The organism is Micromonospora sp. NPDC005173 (genome assembly GCF_040608515.1).
Classification (GTDB): Bacteria; Actinomycetota; Actinomycetes; order Mycobacteriales; family Micromonosporaceae; genus Micromonospora.
Window position 1 is genome coordinate 1 of sequence record NZ_JBEXIK010000026.1, and the last position, 19,856, is coordinate 19,856.

The 19,856-nt window shown below is 71.1% G+C and carries 18 protein-coding genes and 2 tRNA genes; 7 read left to right on the forward strand and 13 right to left on the reverse strand.

Features of this window, described 5'->3' with window-relative positions; genetic code table 11:
* The first annotated feature begins 575 nt into the window (after nucleotides 1-575).
* Complete coding sequence (locus ABZV00_RS24740; RefSeq protein ID WP_328419478.1) at nucleotides 576-800, forward strand: hypothetical protein; 225 nt, start codon at nucleotides 576-578, stop codon at nucleotides 798-800.
* 4 nt (nucleotides 801-804) lie between these two features.
* On the opposite strand, the gene ABZV00_RS24745 is transcribed toward ABZV00_RS24740, so the two are convergent.
* Together ABZV00_RS24745 and ABZV00_RS24750 are read right to left on the reverse strand one after the other, a co-directional pair.
* Nucleotides 805-1,602, reverse strand: a complete 798-nt coding sequence (locus ABZV00_RS24745) for a carbon-nitrogen hydrolase family protein (RefSeq protein ID WP_355610024.1) — start codon at nucleotides 1,600-1,602, stop codon at nucleotides 805-807.
* Nucleotides 1,603-1,641: 39 nt separating this feature from the next.
* Nucleotides 1,642-2,475 carry a DMT family transporter gene (locus tag ABZV00_RS24750; protein ID WP_355610026.1) on the reverse strand — a complete coding sequence of 278 codons (834 nt, stop codon included), beginning with the start codon at nucleotides 2,473-2,475 and terminating at the stop codon, nucleotides 1,642-1,644.
* 41 nt (nucleotides 2,476-2,516) lie between these two features.
* Between ABZV00_RS24750 and ABZV00_RS24755 the strand changes: the two genes are divergently transcribed.
* Nucleotides 2,517-3,143: an XRE family transcriptional regulator gene (locus ABZV00_RS24755; protein WP_355610028.1), complete on the forward strand. Its 627-nt coding sequence runs from the start codon at nucleotides 2,517-2,519 to the stop codon at nucleotides 3,141-3,143.
* 25 nt (nucleotides 3,144-3,168) lie between these two features.
* Here ABZV00_RS24755 and clpX read toward each other — a convergent pair whose 3' ends face one another.
* From clpX to ABZV00_RS24780, 5 genes are all read right to left on the reverse strand, one after another.
* Nucleotides 3,169-4,464, reverse strand: a complete 1,296-nt coding sequence (gene clpX, locus ABZV00_RS24760; protein WP_139588132.1) for an ATP-dependent Clp protease ATP-binding subunit ClpX — start codon at nucleotides 4,462-4,464, stop codon at nucleotides 3,169-3,171.
* Nucleotides 4,465-4,675: 211 nt separating this feature from the next.
* A complete protein-coding gene (locus tag ABZV00_RS24765) occupies nucleotides 4,676-5,338 on the reverse strand; it encodes an ATP-dependent Clp protease proteolytic subunit (RefSeq protein ID WP_130339200.1) in 663 nt (220 codons plus the stop codon).
* A 10-nt stretch (nucleotides 5,339-5,348) separates the two neighbouring features.
* The gene (locus ABZV00_RS24770) at nucleotides 5,349-5,990 is read right to left on the reverse strand and encodes an ATP-dependent Clp protease proteolytic subunit (protein WP_328419489.1); all 642 of its coding nucleotides are present in this window, start codon (nucleotides 5,988-5,990) and stop codon (nucleotides 5,349-5,351) included.
* Between the two features lie 194 nt (nucleotides 5,991-6,184).
* Nucleotides 6,185-7,531: a trigger factor gene (gene tig, locus ABZV00_RS24775; protein WP_328419491.1), complete on the reverse strand. Its 1,347-nt coding sequence runs from the start codon at nucleotides 7,529-7,531 to the stop codon at nucleotides 6,185-6,187.
* 147 nt (nucleotides 7,532-7,678) lie between these two features.
* Nucleotides 7,679-7,752 (reverse strand) — tRNA-Pro (locus ABZV00_RS24780).
* A 286-nt stretch (nucleotides 7,753-8,038) separates the two neighbouring features.
* Here ABZV00_RS24780 and ABZV00_RS24785 point away from each other — a divergent pair.
* Nucleotides 8,039-8,112, forward strand: a tRNA-Gly gene (locus ABZV00_RS24785).
* A gap of 229 nt (nucleotides 8,113-8,341) precedes the next feature.
* Nucleotides 8,342-9,559: a low temperature requirement protein A gene (locus ABZV00_RS24790; protein ID WP_355610031.1), complete on the forward strand. Its 1,218-nt coding sequence runs from the start codon at nucleotides 8,342-8,344 to the stop codon at nucleotides 9,557-9,559.
* A 229-nt stretch (nucleotides 9,560-9,788) separates the two neighbouring features.
* On the opposite strand, the gene ABZV00_RS24795 is transcribed toward ABZV00_RS24790, so the two are convergent.
* Nucleotides 9,789-10,157, reverse strand: a complete 369-nt coding sequence (locus tag ABZV00_RS24795; protein WP_355610033.1) for a hypothetical protein — start codon at nucleotides 10,155-10,157, stop codon at nucleotides 9,789-9,791.
* Between the two features lie 180 nt (nucleotides 10,158-10,337).
* Between ABZV00_RS24795 and ABZV00_RS24800 the strand changes: the two genes are divergently transcribed.
* The gene (locus ABZV00_RS24800) at nucleotides 10,338-12,488 is read left to right on the forward strand and encodes a M14 family zinc carboxypeptidase (protein WP_355610035.1); all 2,151 of its coding nucleotides are present in this window, start codon (nucleotides 10,338-10,340) and stop codon (nucleotides 12,486-12,488) included.
* 237 nt (nucleotides 12,489-12,725) lie between these two features.
* On the opposite strand, the gene ABZV00_RS24805 is transcribed toward ABZV00_RS24800, so the two are convergent.
* A complete protein-coding gene (locus ABZV00_RS24805) occupies nucleotides 12,726-13,271 on the reverse strand; it encodes a hypothetical protein (protein WP_355610037.1) in 546 nt (181 codons plus the stop codon).
* A 135-nt stretch (nucleotides 13,272-13,406) separates the two neighbouring features.
* Here ABZV00_RS24805 and ABZV00_RS24810 point away from each other — a divergent pair, with 135 nt between their 5' ends.
* The gene (locus ABZV00_RS24810) at nucleotides 13,407-13,748 is read left to right on the forward strand and encodes a hypothetical protein (protein ID WP_328419502.1); all 342 of its coding nucleotides are present in this window, start codon (nucleotides 13,407-13,409) and stop codon (nucleotides 13,746-13,748) included.
* A gap of 16 nt (nucleotides 13,749-13,764) precedes the next feature.
* Here the strand turns inward: ABZV00_RS24810 and ABZV00_RS24815 are convergent, their stop codons facing one another.
* The 4 genes from ABZV00_RS24815 to ABZV00_RS24830 form a co-directional block, all read right to left on the reverse strand.
* Complete coding sequence (locus ABZV00_RS24815; protein ID WP_328419504.1) at nucleotides 13,765-14,232, reverse strand: ribose-5-phosphate isomerase; 468 nt, start codon at nucleotides 14,230-14,232, stop codon at nucleotides 13,765-13,767.
* Nucleotides 14,233-14,320: 88 nt separating this feature from the next.
* Nucleotides 14,321-15,520 carry a DUF1015 family protein gene (locus ABZV00_RS24820; RefSeq protein ID WP_355610040.1) on the reverse strand — a complete coding sequence of 400 codons (1,200 nt, stop codon included), beginning with the start codon at nucleotides 15,518-15,520 and terminating at the stop codon, nucleotides 14,321-14,323.
* A gap of 91 nt (nucleotides 15,521-15,611) precedes the next feature.
* A complete protein-coding gene (locus tag ABZV00_RS24825; RefSeq protein WP_355610042.1) occupies nucleotides 15,612-16,247 on the reverse strand; it encodes a hypothetical protein in 636 nt (211 codons plus the stop codon).
* A 191-nt stretch (nucleotides 16,248-16,438) separates the two neighbouring features.
* The gene (locus ABZV00_RS24830) at nucleotides 16,439-17,065 is read right to left on the reverse strand and encodes a disulfide bond formation protein DsbA (protein WP_355610044.1); all 627 of its coding nucleotides are present in this window, start codon (nucleotides 17,063-17,065) and stop codon (nucleotides 16,439-16,441) included.
* A gap of 221 nt (nucleotides 17,066-17,286) precedes the next feature.
* On the opposite strand from ABZV00_RS24830, the gene pepN reads away from it, so the two are divergent.
* A complete protein-coding gene (gene pepN / locus ABZV00_RS24835) occupies nucleotides 17,287-19,836 on the forward strand; it encodes an aminopeptidase N (RefSeq protein WP_355610046.1) in 2,550 nt (849 codons plus the stop codon).
* Nucleotides 19,837-19,856 lie beyond the last annotated feature (20 nt).

Sequence of the window (19,856 nt, forward strand, 5' to 3'; positions counted from 1 at the left end):
CAATCCAAAAGGATCACCAGTCCGGGGTATAAATCATAATTGGCACTGGCTTTTCAAGCACCCTGTTGAGTTCTCAAAGAACAACCACACACCGATCAGAAGCTCCACTTCGTGGAACCCCGTTTCGGGGCAACCGCTCAAACCTACTTGGTCGAATTTTCATTGTCAACCTCGTGTTCGAGGCGATCAATGTGATTCGTCCGGACCCACGATGACGCACGCCGTACCCGGCGGTCGTTACTGTCGTGGGAAGCCGCAGACCGGCCGATCGCCACTTCGTGGCTCTCCGCCCGGCTCCTGCCGGCTTCAGAACTCTACCCGGTCGGCTTCGCGTTCGCAACCCCGTTTCCGGAGTGTTCCGCACCGCCCGATCCTCAGTCTCGCTCGGCGTTCCCGCCACGAGCCTGGTGCCTGGTCTCGGCCGGTTTGTCCGGCCTCCCCCGTGCAGAGAGAAAGTTACGCGGACGGCCCCGAGAAGGCAAATCAGGGTTCATCACTGGTTCGGCTCGCGAGGGCGCTGCGATGTCCCACGCAGCCGGGGACGCGGGGCGCGTCGGCGTGCCAGAGTGTCAGGCATGGATGAGTCCGGGCTCGGCGCCACGGTGTTCGCCGAGGAGGCGCTGCTCGGCCTCCTCCTGCCGTTCTGGCAGTTGGTGATCGGCGCGGTAGTGCTGGTCGTGCTGGTGCTCTCGGTAGGGCGGTTGGCGCGGCGGGGCCGGTCCCGGATGAGCACCGCCCTGCTGGTCACCGCCGCGGCCATCGCCGGCTTGGCGACGATCGGCGTCCTGTTGGAGGGCTGAAGGCTCAGAGCCGGCGGTTGGCCAGGCTGGGCAGCTCGGCACGGATCGCGGCGAGCCGGTCGAGGTCCAGGTCGACGACGGACACCCCCGGGCCGTCCGGCAACTGGGTGAGGACCGTCCCCCACGGGTCGACCACCATGCTGCGCCCGAAGCAGGTGCGGCCGGGCTCGTGGTCGCCGGTCTGGCCAGCGGCCGCCACGAAGCACTGGTTCTCGATCGCCCGGGCCCGCAGCAGGACCTCCCAGTGGTCCCGCCCGGTGTGGAGCATGAACGCCGCCGGGACCACCAACAACTGGGCGCCCCCCTCGGTGGCGAGTCGCCGGTACAGCTCCGGGAAGCGCAGGTCGTAACAGATCGACAGGCCGACCCGGAGGCCCTCGACGTCGACCACCACGGGCTGGACACCAGCAGCGACGCTCGCCGACTCCAGGTATGAGACCCGGCCGGGAATCTCCACGTCGTACAGGTGGATCTTGCGATAGCTCGCGGCGAGGCTGCCGGACCGGTCGAACACCAGCGAGGTGTTCCAGGTGTGCTCCGGGTCCGGGCCGGCCTCGTGGAACGACCCGGCCACCAGCCAGATGCCGAGTCGCCGGGCGATCCCGGCGAAGAAGCTGCCCACCTCGCCGTCCACCGGCTCCGGCTCGGGCAACCCGGCGGCGGGGCCGAGGTAGTCGACGTACTCCGGCAGGACGGCGAGGTCCGCGCCGCCGGCGGCGGCGCGTTCCAGCAGGGCCTCTGCGGCGGCCAGGTTACCCTTGCGGTCTTCCCGGGCGTTCAGCTGGCAGACGGCGACGCGCATGAGCCCAGAGTACGGCCGGAAGGGCCGGCGCCGACAGCTTCAGATGCTGGCCAGCACCAGAGCCCCGGCGGCGAAGCCGAGGCCGGCGACCTGGATCGGGCGCAACCGCTCTCGGTCGACGGCGAGCGCGAGCAGCACGGTACTGGCCGGGTAGAGCGCGGTGATCGCCGCGACGATGCTCAGGTGGCCACGGGCGGCGGCGGCGAGGAAGAGCGCGTTGGCGGCGCTGTCGAGCAGGCCGGCGACTGCCGCCCAGCCCAGCACCCGCCGTCCGAGCCGGAGCCGCACACCGGTTCCGACGGCGAGCGCGAGACCGAACGCGATCGAGCTGGCCCGCACCGCCGCCACCGGCCACATGCCGGCGCCCTCATCGGCCTGGCCGAGCAGCGTGAAGAAGACGCCGAAGAGTGCGCCGGCGGCGAGGGACAACCCCACCAGCCGCGCCGGGACGGACCGCCGGCTACCACCGTCTCCCAGGCTGACCAGTGCGATCGCCAGCACGGCGAGGCCCGCCCCGGTGAGTGCCGCTGCGCCGGGGAAGGTCGCGGTGAACAGGCCGGCGACGATCGGCACCACGGCGGCGGTGATCGCGGTGACCGGCGCCACCACGGCCATCATCCCTCCGGCGAGCGCCCGGTAGAGCAGCATGACCCCGGCCGCGCCGGCCACCCCGGCGAGCAGCCCCCAGGCGATGTCCCCGACGGTCGGGGTGCCGGGCACCACCAGCACCAGGACGACCAGCAGCGGGACGCTCAGCAGCTGGGAGATCACGGTCACGGCGATCGGGTCCGCACGGCGGGACGCCTTCCCACCGGAGAAGTCGGCGGTGCCGAACGCGACTGCGGACACTGCGGCAAGGACAATGGGGAGCATGGAGTGTTCGTATCACAATAGTGACCGTGAGGGATAGTTTAATGACCGAGACCGGAACCGGCCGGGTGGGCGCGGTCACCGCCGCGGTGGCCCAGCAGGTACGCGAGCTACGCGCCGCCCGGGGCTGGTCCTTCGACGAGTTGGCCGGCCGGTCCGGGGTGAGCAAGGGCATGCTCGTGCAGATCGAGAGCGCACGCACGAACCCGAGCGTCGGCACGCTGTGCCGGGTCGCCGACGCGTTCGGCGTCAACATCGCCCGACTGCTGGAGCCCGCCGAGGAACGGACCGTGAAGATCACCTCGGCCGCCGAGGCGCCGGTGCTCTGGCAGGGCGAGCGCGGCGGCACGGGCCACCTGCTGAGCGGGCTGGGCGAGCCGGATCTGGTCGAGCTCTGGGACTGGCGGATGGAGGCCGGGGAGGCGCACCGCTCCCCCGACCACCCGCGCGGCACCCGGGAGGTGCTGCACGTGCTGACCGGCGCGGTGGTCGTGCGGGTCGACGGGCAGGACCACCCCGTCCGGGCCGGCGAGACCATCGAGTTTCACGCCGACCGGGAGCACGGCTACCGCAACGACGCCGACGTACCGGCACGGCTGATGATGGTGACGGTCACCCCGTCGGGCGAATGGGATCGACGAACCCGTTCGCGCCGGCCGCGTCAGGACTGAACGGGCCGGCGCGACGCGAGAAAGATCAGGCCGACTTCTCCTCGCGGTCCCGCCGGGCCCGACGGCCGGTGAACTCGCGCGGCACGATGGTCGGGTTGACGTTCTCCAGGACCACCTCGCGGGTGATCAGCACCCGAGCGGCGTCGGGGTTGCTCGGCACCTCGAACATCGCGGAGAGCAGAACCTCCTCGATGATGGCCCGGAGGCCACGGGCACCGGTGCCCCGCAACATGGCCTGGTCGGCGATGGCCTCCAGCGCCGGCTCGTCGAACTCCAGCTCGACGCCGTCCAACTCGAAGAGACGCTGGTACTGCCGGACCAGGGCGTTGCGCGGCTCGGTGAGGATCCGTACGAGAGCGCTGCGGTCCAGGCTGCGCACATTGGTGATCACCGGCAGCCGGCCGACGAACTCGGGGATCAGCCCGAACTTGAGCATGTCCTCCGGCATGACCTGGCTGAAGATGTCATCGGTCGACCGGTCGGAGACCGACCGGAGCCGGGCACCGAAGCCGGTGCCGCCCTGCCCGGTGCGGGACTCGATGATCTGATCCAGCCCCGCGAAGGCACCACCGCAGATGAACAGCACGTTGGTGGTGTCGATCTGGATGAACTCCTGGTGCGGGTGCTTGCGACCGCCCTGCGGCGGCACGTTGGCCACCGTGCCTTCGAGCATCTTGAGCAGGGCCTGCTGCACGCCCTCGCCGGAGACGTCCCGCGTGATCGACGGATTCTCCGACTTGCGGGCGATCTTGTCGACCTCGTCGATGTAGATGATGCCGGTCTCGGCGCGCTTGATGTCGTAGTCGGCGGCCTGGATCAGCTTGAGGAGGATGTTCTCCACATCCTCGCCGACGTAGCCCGCCTCGGTCAGCGCGGTGGCGTCGGCGATGGCGAACGGGACGTTCAACATCCGGGCCAGCGTCTGCGCCAGGTGGGTCTTGCCGCACCCGGTCGGGCCGAGCAGCAGGATGTTGGACTTGGCCAGCTCGACGGCGTCGCTGCCGGAGCCCGGCGCGCCGGCCGCCTCGGCCTGGATCCGCTTGTAGTGGTTGTAGACCGCGACGGCGAGCGCCTTCTTGGCCTGATCCTGCCCGACGACGTAGTTGTCGAGGAACTGGCAGATCTCCATCGGCTTGGGAAGCTCTTCCCACTTCACCTCGCCGGACTCGGCCAACTCCTCTTCGATGATCTCGTTGCAGAGATCGATGCACTCGTCGCAGATGTAGACCCCAGGGCCCGCGATGAGCTTCTTCACCTGCTTCTGCGACTTGCCGCAGAAGGAGCATTTCAGTAGGTCGCCGCCGTCACCGATCCGTGCCACCTACGTTCTCCCTGCACTCATCGGCCGGAGACCCGGCCCTGACCTGCGGACGCTGCGCGCCGTCCCGCTCCGTTCACCCCCGCCGGCCCAACCGGCGAAGCGGTACGGACCCGACGTTACCCGCTGGCGGGGCATTCTCCGACCCCCAAAACGGGTGTGTCAGAGGTCGGCCGGGAACCGATGCCCCGGCCAACCTCTGACCCGGTGCTGCTCAGCTGGCGGCGTTGGCTGCCAGCAGGCCCTTCTTGCGGCTGGTCAGGATCGTGTCGACCAACCCGTACTCCTTGGACTCCTCGGCCGTCATGATCTTGTCACGGTCGATGTCCTTGCGAACCTGCTCGATCGGCCGGTTGCAGTGCCGAGAGAGCATGTCCTCCAGCTGCGTACGCATCCGGAGGATCTCCCGAGCCTGGATCTCGATGTCCGAGCCCTGCCCGTAGCCGCCCTCGGTGGCCGGCTGGTGGATGATGATCCGCGAGTTCGGAAGAGCCATCCGCTTACCCGGCGTGCCGGCCGACAGCAGCACCGCTGCCGCGCTGGCGGCCTGCCCGAGGCAGACCGTCTGGATGTCCGGGCGGACGTACTGCATGGTGTCGTAGATCGCCGTCATCGCGGTGAACGAGCCACCCGGCGAGTTGATGTACATGATGATGTCGCGGTCCGGATCGGTGCCCTCGAGCGTCAGCAGCTGGGCCATCACGTCGTTGGCCGACGCGTCGTCCACCTGGACGCCGAGGAAGATGATCCGGTCCTCGAAGAGCTTGTTGTACGGGTTCGACTCCTTGACCCCGTACGACGTGCGCTCGACGAACGACGGCAGCACGTAACGGTTGTGCACGGCCGCGAACTGGGGCGGCAAGCTCAGATCGGTCATCGTCAGCTCCTCAGCTCAGGGTCCCGGCGCCATCCGGAACCTGAGCGGCCCCGATGATCACCTTGTCGATGAAGCCGTAGTCCATGGCCTCCTGGGCGGTGAACCAACGGTCCCGGTCCGAGTCCGCCTCGATCTGCCCCTGGCTCTGGCCGGTGTGGTGCGCGACCCGCTCCTGGAACATCCGCTTCGTGTAGAGCATCTGCTCCGCCTGGATGGCGATGTCGGACGCCGTGCCGCCCAGACCACCGGACGGCTGGTGCATCATGATCCGGGCGTGCGGCAGGGCGTACCGCTTGCCCTTGGTGCCCGCGCAGAGCAGCAGCTGGCCCATCGAGGCCGCCATGCCCATCGCCACGGTCGACACGTCGTTGTCGATGAACTGCATGGTGTCGTAGATCGCCATGCCGGAGTAGACCGAGCCACCCGGCGAGTTGATCCACAGATTGATGTCGCGGTCCGGGTCCTCCGCGGCGAGCAGCAGCAGCTGCGCGCAGATGCGGTTGGCGACCTGGTCGGTCACCTCGCTGCCCAGGAAGATGATGCGCTCCTTGAGCAACCGGTTGTAGACCGAGTCGTCGAGGTTGCCAATGGTGTCGCCACCTCGGGCATCAATCGCCCGGAGCGGCTTCGCTGGGATGTGCATGTCGGTCATGGCAGCCCTTCGCTCTCCGTACCGTCTTTCCCGACACTAACCGCTGTGCGGGGCGGCAGAGTCCCGGTCGGGGCACTGTTCGCTCTCAGCGCAGCTGTGTCGGGCGTACCCGCGGCGCGGGCTTCCGGGCGTACCCGGAAAAGGATTTGGCCGCCGTCCACCGCACAGCGGCGGACGGCGGCCGCACCCGACGATCAGTGCTCGTGGTTGTGCTCCGCCTCGTTGGCCGCACGCAGCGCGTCAAGGGTGACCTCGTTGCCGGCCGAGTCCTTGATCTTGATCCGCTCCATGACTGCCGCGAGCGCCTTGCCCCGCCGCACGTCACCGAAGACCGCGGCAGCCGCCCCGGAGCGCATGAGCTGGTCGTAGTACTGCTGCGGGGCCATCCCGGCGCGCTGCGCCCGGTGCACGATCTCGTGGCCGAACTCGTCGTCGGAGACCTGCACGTCCTCGGCGTCGGCCAGGGTGTCCAGCAGAAGCTGCACCTTGACGCCCTCGGTCGCCGCCTCGGTCAGCTCGGCGTCGATCTGCTCCTCGGTCTTCTCCTCGGCGGCGAGGTACTCCTCCATCGAGGCGCCGATCCGCTCCAGCTGATCGATCATGGCCTGCTTGCGGCTGGCCACCTCCTCGCGGATGACACCCTCCGGCGCCGGCACCTCGGCGGCCTCGACCAGCTCCGCCAGGGCCTTGTCCCGAGCCGCGTAGATCTGCTCGACCTGCTTGCCCTGGGTGACCCGCGCCCGCAGGTCGCCGCGCAGCTCCTCGATCGTGTCGAACTCGCTCGCCATCTGGGCGAACTCGTCGTTCAGCTCCGGCAGCTCCTTCTCCTTGACCGTGCGCACGGTCACCGCCACCTCGGCGTCCCGGCCGGCGAAGTCGCCGCCGACCAGCTGCGTGGTGAAGGTGGTGCTGTCACCGGCGGCGAGGCCGACCGCGGCCTCGTCGAGGCCCGGCAGGAGCTGCTTGCTGCCCACCTCGTGGGAGATGTTGCTCGCCTGGCCGCCCGGCACGTCCTCGCCGTCGACGGTGGCGTTCAGGTCGATCTGGACGAAGTCGCCCTCGGCGGCGGCGCGCTCGACGGTCTTGAGGGTGGCGAACCGCTCACGCAGGTTCTTCACCTGCTCGTCGATCTCGCTCTCGTCGATCTGCAGCTCGTCGACGGTCACCTCGATGGTCGTGGCGTCGGGGAGGGTGATCTCCGGCCGGACGTCCACCTCGGCGGTGAAGTTCAGCGAGTCACCGTCGTTGAACTCGGTGATCTCGACCTCGGGACGCCCCAGCGTCTTGAGGTCGTGCTCGCGTACCGCGGCGAGGATGTTCTCCGGGATGGCGTCCTGGACCGCCTCGTTGAGGACGGTGCCCCGGCCCACCCGCTGGTCGATCACCGCGGTCGGCACCTTGCCCCGGCGGAAGCCCGGGACCTGGACCTGCGAACCGATCTCCCGGTACGCCTTCTTGAGGCTCGGCTCGAGCTCGACGAACGGCACCTCGATGGCGAGCCGCACGCGCGTCGGGCTCAGAGTCTCGACGGTGCTCTTCACAGGCGTACTCCTTGACGGATCTCAGTTGAGTCTGGGCGTGGATTCAGCCCATCGAGTGTAGGTGAGCCGGCCTGACGCTCCGGCATCGCCCGGGGACCGCACGGAAAACTCGGGCGGCACCCGGGGCTGCCCGGCCGCGGACGACAGTCGGGGTGGCGGGATTTGAACCCACGGCCCCTCGCTCCCAAAGCGAGTGCGCTACCAAGCTGCGCCACACCCCGTGGCGACGTGCAGTCTATGCCGTCGCCGCTCCCGGGACGTGCCGGGGCCGCCCCCACCCGGACACAATCCCCCGAAAGCCGCGGGCGGCGCCCAAGATCCACACAACTTCGGGGAAAGTGTGGCCTCCCGGCGCGCGGAGACCACTACATCCCTGAAGTTGTGTGGATCTTGGGCACATCGCGACGCGGCACAGGGCGACGCGGTGGCGCAGGGCGGTGGCGTGGCTGCGCGGTCGGCAGGGGCATTGGGTACGCTGTCGGCGCATCCCGTTCCGGTGGGATGCACGCGGGCGTAGCTCAATGGCAGAGCTTCAGTCTTCCAAACTGACGGTGCGGGTTCGATTCCCGTCGCCCGCTCCATCGACAAAGGCCCAGGTCGACCGCATGATCGCGGCACCTGGGCCTTTCGCTTCTCCCCCACTGCGCAGGTCGTGGAAGTGGAAGCCGGCCAGGCCCAGCGAGGCGACTGTTCTGGTCCACTTCACCGCCCGAGCGAAGTTGCCGGAACGCAGCGGCGCCCGCCTTCGCCGCCGATCGATGAAACAGCGAAACCGGTGCGCGCAAGGCGACGTCCCGCAACCATGGGCGGATGGGGCGTCCATCGGAGCCGGCGCAGACCGGGGACATCCTGCGCGGCGAGGAGGACGCTCAGCAGGCCAGCTTCCTGGAGCTGTTCTTCGACCTGGTGTTGGTCTTCGCCCTGGTCGGGGTCGTAGGCCGGATGGTGCCGGAACTTCTCTCCGACAGCGCTGGCATGCGCTGGCTGGCGCTGTTGGACGTCGTCGTTCTGGGCCTGCCGCTGCTCTGGCTGTGGACGACCACGGCGTACGTCACGAGCCGGTTCGACTACCGCAACCGCTGGATTCAGCTGCTGGTCCTGGTCAGCGCGTTCGGCCTGCTGATCATGGCGACGTCCCTGTACGAGTTCGAGCAACGCGGCGCCGCCTTCGCCGTTGTGTACGTGGTGCTGCACATCGGACGCCCCTTGCTGCTCCGGCCGTTGTTGCGGGAGCACAAGGAAGTACGGGCGCTCTACACCCGTCTGGCCATCTGGGCCAGCGTCTCCGGCGTGATCTGGCTCGCCGGGGCGGCGATGCGCGGAAACCACCGGATCGCCCTGTGGTTGATCGCCATCACCGTGGACATGGTCGTGGCGCGGTTCAGATGGCCGGTACCCGGCATGGGCCGACCACCGACCAGCGCGTGGGCGATGGCCAGCAGCCGATACCTCCCCGAGCGCTACCAGCAACTGTTGCTGATCGCGCTCGGCGAGACGGTGCTGTCCATTGGCCTCGCCTACGCCAATCACCCCACCACGCTCGCCGCAAAGACGGCCCTGGTGATCACGTTCCTGTCGTCCGTGCTGATGTGGCGGATCTACTTCTATCGCGCTGGCCAGGTGCTGGCCGAAGCCGTCGAGATGGCGTCGAACCGAGCAGCTGCCGGCGGTATCGTCGGCGTGGCCCACGTGCTCATGGTGCTCGGCATCACCGCCACTGCGGCTGGCTCGGAAATCGTGCTGGCGCACCCCGAGGGGCCCTCCGTGCCGGCCTGGCTCGCGGTCATCCTCGGCGGGCCGGCGGTCTTCCTGTTCGGCCGCAGTCGGCTGGAACGGGTCGTCTTCAACCGGCTCGCCGTGCGCCGGCTCGTCGGCATCGCCGCTCTGGCTCTGCTGGCGCCGCCGCTGTTCTTCGGCCCGCCGCTGCTGGCCGCCATCGCCGCTGCCGTCGTGCTGCTCGGGGTCGCCGTCGCGGACGCTCGACGCGCCGCCGGCAGCCCACCGGAGGCCCCATCCCCGTCCGCCTAGCGGAGACGGCCGCATCCAGTCCGCCAGAGGTCCACAGACGATGGGGAAGCGTTGGGGGATGTCGGAAGGATTTCCGCTGCGAGACCCCCATGCGCCCAGGTCGGCGGCATGGGCAGTCTGATCTCATGATTCTCCGGTCACCGTGCCATCCACGTACCAGTGGCCGATACCTGGGCCGGTCGGCTGCTCCCCGCTTCGGTCTTGCGTGCGCCGCTGCCGGTGCGGTCAGTCAAGACGGCAGGACGATCGCAGCGAGGATGCCGGCCACGACCAGTGCGGGGACGGCGGACAGGCTGCCTGTCAGCAACGCGGAACGCCTCCGGCTACGGGTGACCAGGAGCCAGAGCGCCACCAGACTGATCAGCAGGGCGAGGAACAGCGCTGGCGTGGCCGTGTAGAGCCCGAACATCAGCATCCCCGACCGGTCGGAGTCGCAGCCCTCGTGACAGTCCGCCGGGACGTCCCCGGACAGCAGGCTCAGATACACGCCGAACGACACGACGAGCGCGCCGTACCAGCCGAGCATCACCAGGAGCGAAGCCCTCGGGTCGGGCCGGGGCGGACCAGCAACGTCCGGACGTGCCGCCGACAGGGTCATGCGGCGAATTGTCCACCACTCGCAGCGATCGGGTCGCCCTGGACAGGGCGGCACAGCCCGCCCCGCTCCGAGAGCACTCGCGTCCGCCCGATCCCGGCCACCCGACCGGGGTGTCTTGACAGGTGTCGATCTATGCACTGGTGTAAGGACCAGTGACATCGACGTCCGTCAGGAGGGCACATGATCGTCCGACGACGGTGGACAGCTGCCGCCACCACAGCGATCCTGATCAGCGCGGTACTGTCCCACCCCGGTCCGGGCACCGCGGCACCCGCCGCCTCACCCGCACCGGTCACCCTGACCAGCACCGAGACCGCCCTGGTCCGGGTGCAACTGCGCGATCAGGCGCAGCTCGACCGGCTGGTCGCCGCCGGTGCCGACCTGGCCAACCGGCCTCGGGCCCGGGACGGGCGGATCCTCGCCGACCTGGTGCTCAACGGCGCCCAACTCGCCGACCTGACCGCGCAGGGCGCGACGGCCGTGCAGATCGTGCAGCGCGCCGGGGACGGCAGCCGGCATCACGCCGACAGCATCCGCGCGGCACAGGCCCGCACCGCCGCAGGGCTGAGCGCTGCGGCCCCCGGCCAGCGGACCACCGCCGCCGCGACGGCCGTCGACACCCTCCAGGTCCAGCAGGCGTACTGGTGGACCACGGGTGGGCAGACGTTCCTGCAGGCCCAGGTGGCCACCACCGCCACCGACGACCCGGACGTGGAGATCACTGTCAGCTGGCGGACGGCCGATGGCGCCACCGGAACGTTCCCGCTGTTCCGGTTCGAGGACTCCGGCGAGTACCAGTACCACTACGCTCTCCCCCAACCGGTGCCGAACCGACCGGTCCAGCTCACCGCCACCTCCAGCCTCGGCGGGGTCAGCCGGGTGGTCACCCCGGCGCTCTGGCCGAACGCCACCCCGCCGCCGCTGCCGGCTGGTTATCAGAAGGACTTCATCGACGCGTACCTGACGCCGGTGGACATCCAGGCGCGGATCAAGCGGTTGGCCCGCCAGTACCGGGACCTGGTGGACGTGATCGACCTGCCGAACCGGACCCAGGGGTACCGGCGCAACGCCGTCGCGTACCTGGGCGACCCGGCGGTGGCAGCCGTGGTGGTCGAGTCGGTCCGCTTCGGCGACCAGAGCATGAACGGCGTGCAGGTGCGGACGGTCGACCCGGGCCGGCGCAACCGCCCGCTGACCGTTGGCTACCGCGACCGGGTCCTCACGGTCTCGCTGGCCACCGACACCGCCGGCAAGACGGTGAGCACCACCGACGAGGTCGCGGCGGCGATCAACGCCCGCCAACCGAACCGTTTCCGGGCCACCGTCGAGGACGGCTCGGCCGGGCTGCCGATGCCGGTCGCCGGCCCCGCCCGGCTCGACGACGGCCTCCAGGGCACCGAGGTGCCGGCGCGGCCGTGGACGGTGCAGGCGCTGCGCCTCGGCGTGCACCGGGACGGCTCCCGGGTCGGGGTGCTGGCGTACTCCCAGGAACACGCCCGGGAGTGGGCCACGCCGCTGGTGACGCTGGAGTTCGCCGAGCGGATGCTGGCCAACGCCCGCACCGACCCGGCCACCCGTGAGCTGCTGGAGCAGGTCGACGTCTTCGTCATCCCGACGGTCAACCCGGACGGCGCGAACTACTCGTTCAACGACTTCAACTTCCAGCGCAAGAACCTGGTCAACCACTGCGCAGGGGCGGCCCGCGACCCGAAGAACCGCAACTCGTGGGGCGTCGACATCAACCGCAACTACACCGTCGGGTCGTACTTCGACGGCTACGTGGGTGCCAGCGCCAACTGCCTCTCCGGCAACTACGCGGGCACCGCCGAGTTGTCCGAAGCGGAGAGCCGGAACGTGGTCGCGCTCGCCCAGGCCCACCCGAACATCAAGTTCGCGATGAACGTGCACTCCTACGGCGGGTACTTCATGTGGCCGCCGGGGGCGTACCGGGCGGACGGGCGGATCACCCTGCCCCGGCCGTCGATCGACGAGTCGACGCTGTTCCTGAACAGCGCCCGGCGGATCGTCGGCGCCATCGCCCAGGAGCGCGGCACCGTCACCTGGCCGTCGCAGACCGGCCCGGTCGCCGACGTGCTCTACTCCGCCGCCGGGAACTCCGCCGACCAGCTCTACTACGAGCTGGGCATCTTCGCCTGGGACTTCGAGGTCGGCAACGACCGGTGGAACCCGGCCACCGGCGAGTGGGAGGGCGTCGGCTTCCAGCCGCCGTTCGACGAGGCGCACGGCGAGTCCCAGGAGTACGCGGGCGGGCTGGTGGAGCTGGTCCGGGTGGCCCGCGACTACGCCGCCGCCCAGGCCGCCGAGGGCTGATCTGCCGGCGGTGCCGCGTCCGGCCCTCGGACGCGGCACCGCCGGACCGGCCGACCGCAGCTAGGGACCGAGCAGGCCCCGAACGGGGCACCAGTCGGACCGGCCGGCCACGGATGAACCGTGGCCGGCCGGGTAAGCAGCGGCCCTGCCTGGTGGGGAGACGACCGGTGTCGCGGCGTGCTGCGACCGGGCGCACGGGCGGGCGGCGGTGGCCGGCCCGCCCGGGCGTACCCCGGGTCAGTTCGAGGAGATCCAGTTCCAGGCCGAGACGACCCACTCGGTCTGTTGGAGCCAGGCCACCCCGAGGCCGACGAGGAAGACCGCGGTCGCCAGGTGCGCGCCCCGCGCGCTGCGCCGGACCCGTCCCATCTGCCGCTCCAGCACCATCCGGCCGACCAGCCGGGACAGCGCGAACAGGCCGACCGCCACCAGCAGGCTCAACACCAGCACCAGCAGCGGACCGCTCAGGTCGCCCTGGCCGGAGAGCGCCCAGATCCCCCAGCAGACGAACGCGAAGAGCCCGGCCGCCGCACTCCACTCGCCGCCGCGACGCAACTGTGCCAGGCGCCAGCTCAGCGGCCGGCGGGGCGCCGGTTCGCCTGGCCAGCCGGTGCCGGTCGGATCCTGCTCGACCACCGGGAACGGCTCGGTCCGCGGGCTGCGCGGCTGACCGACCGGGGCCACGCCCCGGCGGAACCCGTCCCGCTGCGGCGGCACCCCGACGCCGGCCTGCGGCGGCACCTCCACGGTCCGTTCCGCCCACGGCTGCGTCTGGTCTGCCATCTCGTCTCCCCCTGACCGGCGGCACACCACCGCCCGGTTCCGAGGGTAGCCAGCCGGCAAATCGGTCGACGAGCCCGTCCGCGCACGCCCGGCACGACCGTGCCGAATCCCACCCCAAGCGAGTACGGTCGGCTGATGGGTGACCCGGACCGACGACGACGGCGGCTGCGCCACCACCCCGACTCCGAACCGGCCGGACGGGGCACCGACGGCCCTACGGTCAGCACGGCCGGGGTGCACGACGGCGCGGAGCCACCGACCCGCCGCCGGGGCCCGGCCGGCGACGAACGCGACGGCGAACGAGGGCTGCGTGGGCTGGTCGGATCCGGCTCGTCGCAGGTGGGGCTGAGCGCCGCGCTGCGGGCCCGGGACGCGGCCCGGCCCACCGACGACGACCTGGCCGAGGCGGAGGCCCGGGTGGTGGTCGTCCGACGCAACTGGGTGCCCCGCGAGGAGCTACCCCGCCCGCCGCGCTGAGCGCCCGCTGGCCGGGTCAGGGCAGGTCGGGCAGCTGCCGGGTCAGCTCGTACTCGGCCACCTGGGCGATCCGGCGGGCGTGCCGCTCGTTGCCGGAGAACGGGGTGCTCAGGAACGCCTCGACGATGGCGGTCGCCTCGTCCAGGGTGTGCTGGCGGGCGCCGACCGCGACCACGTTCGCGTCGTTGTGCTGGCGGGCCAACTGGGCGGTCTCGACGCTCCAGGCCAGCGCGGCGCGGACCCCGGCGACCTTGTTCGCGGCGATCTGCTCACCGTTGCCGGACCCACCGATGACCACTCCGAGGCCGGTCTCGTCGGCCACCACCCGGTCGCCGGTGTGCAGGCAGAACGCGGGGTAGTCGTCGTCCGGGTCGTAGCCGTGCGGGCCGACGTCGACCACGTCGTACCCCTGCTTGGCCAGGTAGTTGGCCAGGTGCACCTTCAACTCGAAGCCGGCGTGATCGGAGCCCAGGTAGACGCGCATACCGGGCAGTCTGTCAGGCCGCCGTCGGGGACGCCGCAGGGGCGGCGTCCCCTGGCCGGGTTCGTCACATGGTCGTTCGGACGGTCACTCAGCGGGGCAGCTCGGCGACCACCAGGCCGCCGCGCGCCTTCGGGGTGAACCAGGTGCTCTTGCGCGGCATCTTCTCCCGGGCCAGATTCACCGCGACGAAGTCCGCCACGGTCACCGGCGCGATCAGAATGGCCAGCTCGGCCCGGCCGGCGTCGACCTCCCCGGTGAGCCAGCTCGCCGGGTAGTCACCGCCGACATAGGTGATCCGCTTGTCGCCCGGGTCCAGCCCCAGCGCGTCGCGCAGCAGCAGCCGCTCGACCAGGGCGTGGTCCAGGTTCTCCAGGCGGTCGCCGACGGTGGCGGGCAGGCGCACCGCGTACCCCTGGCCGGGGAGCTGGAGGTGGACGGTGCCGCCGGCCGCCGGAACCTCGACCCGGCCGTCGATCGGCTCGACCTCGGCGCCCGCCGCGCCCAGCCGGTCCAGCAGTTCCTCCGGCGTGGTGGTCAACTCGCTGACCAGCCGGTTGTACGGCTGGATGGCCACCGACGCGGGGGTGGTGACCACGGACAGGAAGCGCGGCAGCCCACCGGTCTGGGCGGCCAGGCTGCGGTGGTTGCCGTCAGCGACGACCAGCTCCCCGCCGCCGGCGAGGGCGGTGAGCGCGTCCTGCTCCGGGCCGGGGCCGAGCAGCCAGATGGCGTGCGTGCGCCCCGCCTGGTCGGTGTCCGTGGCGGCAGGCGCGCCGGCCGCGTCGGTCACCGCCGCGAGCGCGGCGTGCAGTTGGTCGCCGCACCCGGTCTGCAGCAGAAGTACGGGCGAGAGCAGGTGGCCCAGCGCGTCGGCCAGCGCCACCCGCTCACGCACCTTGGCGATGAAGACGTCCTCGTTGCGGATGACCAGGCCCGGCTCGTCGGCCCGGGTGGAGATCTGGTCGGTGTCCACCATCGCGAACAGCCCGTACGCGGGATCCTCGCCTGGTGCGCTGATCCGGTAGAGCACCACCACCTGCTCGGCGGGGGTGTAGCTGCCGTCGGCCTTGGCCTCGGCGAAGCGGGCCACCGCGTCCGGCAGCGCGTCGAGGAAGGACTTCCCCTGGCTCTCCGGCGCCCGGTGCGGCATCTCGATGCCGAGGGCACTGTGCGGGTTCGCCTCGATGATCGCGGTGATCTCCGCGTCGTCGGCGAACTCGTCGTAGTTCTGCGCGCCGGTGCCGCCAGTGGTGATCCAGGCCCGGGCGATCGGGTGTACGACCGTCATGCCCGCTGACGCTACCGGCGACGGCGTCGCCTCCGGACGGGGACCCGCACGGCGTCCACCAGATGAAAGTGCCGCAGCCTGGGCGGAGCGGTCAGCCGGCGCGGCCCGAGGTGCCGTTGTGCCGGCGGTGTCGACCGGCTGCGGCGGGTCCACCGTTGCCCCGCCGGCCGGTCCCGGCAGGCCCGGTGGTGGCGTTGCGGCGGGGCGCGGCGGGCGGCCCGGGCACGGGACGCGGCTCGGGCGGCGGCGCCGGGACGGGCCGTGGGCTCAGCGGCGGCGTCGGCACCGGCCGCGGGTTGGCGGGCGCCGGCGGGGGCGGCGCGGGCTCGGCGGGTGCGGCGGCCGACGGTACGGCCAGCACGGACGCCGGGAGCGACGCCGGAAGGTCGGCCGGGGCGCTGCCCGGGGGCGGCGCCGGACGGTGGGTCGGCGCGAGGCCGGCGGGTGGCGTCGGCAGTTCGGCCGGCACGGGGCCGCCGGTCGACGTCAGCGGCCCGGCCGGACCGGCGGTGGCCGGCGGCCCGGGCGGCGTCAGGCGGGACGTGACCGGGACCCGCGCCACACCGACCACGATGGGAGGCGCGAGCAGGTCCACCAGGTGGGCGGGCAGGTCGGGGCGGACCGACGGCCAGCGGGAGTCGTCGACCGACCAGTAGGCCGCGCCGGGAGTCTCGATCACCCCCTGCCGGGTCAGCTGATCGTCACCGGACGCACGGTGCTTGGCCATCGGGATTGCCTCCACGAACTGCGGGTGCGGCCCGGTGGGCCGCTGCGGCGGACACCGAGGGAAACGATGCCGCCCGCCCACCGGTGACGCAGCGACCGCCACCGACCCGAGACACACCCGGACGCCGAACGCGACGTGCCCCCGCCCGGGCAGCCGACGGTGACCGGAACGGGGGCGCGTGGTGTCGTGGATCAGTCGAAGATCGGGCCCTGCTCGCGGGTGCGCTTGAGCTCGTAGAAGCCTGGGGTGCCGGAGACCAGCAGCACGCCGTCCCAGAGCCGGCCGGCCGCCTCGCCCTTCGGCGCCGGCGTGACCACCGGACCGAAGAACGCGACCTGGCCGCCGTCCGGGCCGGGCGCGTGGACGACCGGGGTGCCGACGTCCTGACCGACCGGGCGCATGCCGGCCTCGTGGCTGGCCCGCAGCGCCTCGTCGTACTCGGTGCTGTCGGCGGCCTCGGCCAGCGCCGGGTCCAGGCCGGCATCCGTCAACGCGGCGACGTAGAGCTCCTGGCCGCGCTCCTCCTTGCCGAGGTGGATCCGGGTGCCGAGCGCCGTGTAGAGCGCGCGCAGGACATCGGTGCCGTACCGCTGCTCGGCGGCGATGCAGACCCGCACCGGGCCCCAGGCGGTGCTCAGGAAATCCTTGTACTCCTTGGGCAGGTCGTCCCGGCCGTCGTTGAGCACGGCCAGGCTCATCACGTGGAAGCGGATGTCCACATCACGGACCTGCTCGACCTCGAGCAGCCAACGGGACGTGATCCACGCCCACGGGCAGGCCGGGTCGAACCACATGTCGGCGGTGACACGATCGGTCACGGTGAGGTCCCTTCATGATGGGTGGCGCCGGCAATCCGGCGTCTCTCCGAATCTTCACCCCGGGCCGCGTCGAGCGGCACCCGAATCAGAGCGTGACCTCGGCCACCGCCAAATGCCCGTACATGGAAGACTCGGATCCGGACCGGCCGCCACGAGCGGTCGGCAAACGGGCGCCGCCGGGCGTACGGCGAGATGTGGGATGGAGACGAACAGTGCCGGGAGTGCGCAACCTGACGCAGGTCGAGGCGACCGAGCGGGCACGCCTGCTCGACGTGACCGGGTACGACATCAGTCTGGACCTGTCGACCGCCGTGCTGGCGGCCGACGGCCGCACGTTCCGGTCGACGACCGAGGTCCGGTTCCGCTGCACCGAGCCGGGTGCGAGCACGTTCATCGAGGTGGCCGCCGACTCGGTGCGCTCCGCCACGCTGAACGGCGCTCCCGTCGACCTGTCGGACTGGTCGGCCGAGAAGGGCCTGACCCTGTCCGGGCTGGACAGCGAGAACGTCCTCGTGGTCGACGCCGACTTCGGCTATTCCAACAGCGGGCAGGGGCTGCACCGCACGGTCGACCCGGTGGACGGGGAGACCTACCTCTACAGCCAGTTCGAGACGGCCGACGCGCAGCGGGTGTTCGCCTGCTTCGACCAGCCCGACCTGAAGAGCGTCTACACCTGGCACGCCACCGTGCCGGCGCACTGGCGGGCGGTGTCCAACATGCCGGTGCAGCGCGAGGAGCCGGCGGGTGAGGGGCTGAAGACCGTCCACTTCGCCGAGGCACCCCGGATGAGCACCTACATCACGGCGCTCTGCGCCGGGCCGTACCACGAGGTGCGCGACACCCACGACGGCATCGACCTGGGCGCGTTCTGCCGGGCGTCGATGGCGCAGTACCTCGACACCGACGACCTGTTCCTGATCACCAAGCAGGGCTTCGACTTCTTCCACGAGAAGTTCGGGGTGCGCTACCCGCTGCCGAAGTACGACCAGCTCTGGGTGCCCGACTTCAACGCCGGCGCGATGGAGAACTTCGGCTGCGTGACGCACGCCGAGTCGCACTACCTCTACCGCTCGCAGGTCACCGACTTTGAGTACGAGCAGCGGGCCAACACGATCCTGCACGAGATGGCCCACATGTGGTTCGGTGACCTGGTCACCATGCGCTGGTGGAACGACCTGTGGCTGAACGAGTCGTTCGCCGAGTGGGCCAGCCACTGGTGCAACACCAACGCCACCCGGTTCACCGAGGCCTGGACGACGTTCCTGTCCATCCGGAAGAACTGGGGCTACCGGCAGGACCAGCTCTCCTCCACCCACCCGGTCTACACCGACATGCCGGACATGGAAGCTGTCGAGGTCAACTTCGACGGCATCACCTACGCCAAGGGCGCGAGCGTGCTCAAGCAGCTCGTCGCGTACGTCGGCGAGGAGCCGTTCGTCGCCGGGCTGCGGGCGTACTTCGGCAAGCACGCCTGGGGCAACGCCACCTTCGACGACCTGCTCACCGAGCTGGAGGCGGCCTCCGGCCGGGAGCTGCGCAAGTTCGCCTCGCAGTGGTTGGAGACGGCGCAGGTCAACACGCTGCGGCCGGAGGTGACCATCGGCGCGGACGGCACATACCAGCAGGTGGTGGTTCGGCAGGAGGCGCCCGCGGCGTTCCCGACGCTGCGGACGCACCGGATCGGCGTGGGCCTGTACGACCTGACCGACGGACGGCTGGTGCGCCGCGAGCGGTACGAGGTGGACGTGGCCGGCGAGCGGACCGACCTCGCCGAGCTGCGCGGCGTCCCGGCGGCCGACGTGCTGCTGCTCAACGACGACGACCTGAGCTACACCAAGCTGCGCCTCGACGACCGGTCGATGGCCACCGTGGTGCAGCACATCGGTGGCTTCGAGTCGTCGCTGGCCCGGGCGCTCTGCTGGACCGCGGCGTGGGACATGACCCGCGACGCCGAGCTGGCGGCCCGCGACTACGTGGCGCTGGCGCTCGCCGGTCTGCCCGCGGAGACCGACATCAACCTGGTCACCGCCACCCTGCGGCAGGCCACCACCGCGCTCACCCTCTACACCGACCCGGCGTCGGCGCCGACCGGCTGGGCCAACCTGGCCCGTACGGCCCGCGACACACTCGCCGCCGCCGAGCCGGGCAGCGGGTTCCAGCTCGCCTGGGCCCGGGCGTACACCTCGGCGGCCCGCTCGGACGAGGATCTGGCCATCCTGCGCGGGTGGCTGGACGGCTCCGGCGTGCCGGCCGGGTTGACCGTGGACACCGAGCTGCGCTGGGCGGTGCTCGGCGCGCTGGTGGCCAACGGTGCGGCCAACCCGGCCGACATCGAGGCGGAGCTGGCCAGCGACCGCACCGCCAGCGGCGAGCGGGAGGCCGCGTACGTACACGCACTGGTGCCGACGGAGGAGAACAAGGCCGCCGTCTGGGCACTGCTGACCGGCCCGGACGCGCTGCCCAACTGGCGGCACCGGGCGCTGCTGCAGGGCTTCGCCCACCCGGTGCAGGTCGACCTGATCGCCCCGTACCGGGAGCGGTACTTCGCGGCGGTCGGCCAGGTGTGGGCCACCCGGGACAGCGAGCCGGCGCAGGAGTTCGCCCAGCTGGCGTACCCGGCCTACCTGGTGGAGGACGACACGGTGGCGGCCACCGACACGTGGCTGGCCGGTGAGGGCCACCCCGCCCCGCTGCGCCGGCTGGTCGCCGAGGGCCGGGACGGCGTGGTGCGTGCGCTCAAGGCCCGCGCGAAGGACGCCCAGAGCGCCTGATCAGCGGTATCCGGCCCGGG

Excerpts from the sequence above, each read along its gene's own strand:
- ABZV00_RS24740 (WP_328419478.1), top strand. The coding sequence starts at position 576 with ATGGATGAGTCCGGGCTCGGCGCCACGGTGTTCGCCGAGGAGGCGCTG.
- ABZV00_RS24745 (WP_355610024.1), bottom strand. The coding sequence starts at position 1,602 with ATGCGCGTCGCCGTCTGCCAGCTGAACGCCCGGGAAGACCGCAAGGGT.
- ABZV00_RS24750 (WP_355610026.1), bottom strand. The coding sequence starts at position 2,475 with ATGCTCCCCATTGTCCTTGCCGCAGTGTCCGCAGTCGCGTTCGGCACC.
- ABZV00_RS24755 (WP_355610028.1), top strand. The coding sequence starts at position 2,517 with ATGACCGAGACCGGAACCGGCCGGGTGGGCGCGGTCACCGCCGCGGTG.
- ABZV00_RS24765 (WP_130339200.1), bottom strand. The coding sequence starts at position 5,338 with ATGACCGATCTGAGCTTGCCGCCCCAGTTCGCGGCCGTGCACAACCGT.
- ABZV00_RS24770 (WP_328419489.1), bottom strand. The coding sequence starts at position 5,990 with ATGACCGACATGCACATCCCAGCGAAGCCGCTCCGGGCGATTGATGCC.
- ABZV00_RS24790 (WP_355610031.1), top strand. The coding sequence starts at position 8,342 with ATGGGGCGTCCATCGGAGCCGGCGCAGACCGGGGACATCCTGCGCGGC.
- ABZV00_RS24795 (WP_355610033.1), bottom strand. The coding sequence starts at position 10,157 with ATGACCCTGTCGGCGGCACGTCCGGACGTTGCTGGTCCGCCCCGGCCC.
- ABZV00_RS24800 (WP_355610035.1), top strand. The coding sequence starts at position 10,338 with ATGATCGTCCGACGACGGTGGACAGCTGCCGCCACCACAGCGATCCTG.
- ABZV00_RS24805 (WP_355610037.1), bottom strand. The coding sequence starts at position 13,271 with ATGGCAGACCAGACGCAGCCGTGGGCGGAACGGACCGTGGAGGTGCCG.
- ABZV00_RS24810 (WP_328419502.1), top strand. The coding sequence starts at position 13,407 with ATGGGTGACCCGGACCGACGACGACGGCGGCTGCGCCACCACCCCGAC.
- ABZV00_RS24815 (WP_328419504.1), bottom strand. The coding sequence starts at position 14,232 with ATGCGCGTCTACCTGGGCTCCGATCACGCCGGCTTCGAGTTGAAGGTG.
- ABZV00_RS24820 (WP_355610040.1), bottom strand. The coding sequence starts at position 15,520 with ATGACGGTCGTACACCCGATCGCCCGGGCCTGGATCACCACTGGCGGC.
- ABZV00_RS24825 (WP_355610042.1), bottom strand. The coding sequence starts at position 16,247 with ATGGCCAAGCACCGTGCGTCCGGTGACGATCAGCTGACCCGGCAGGGG.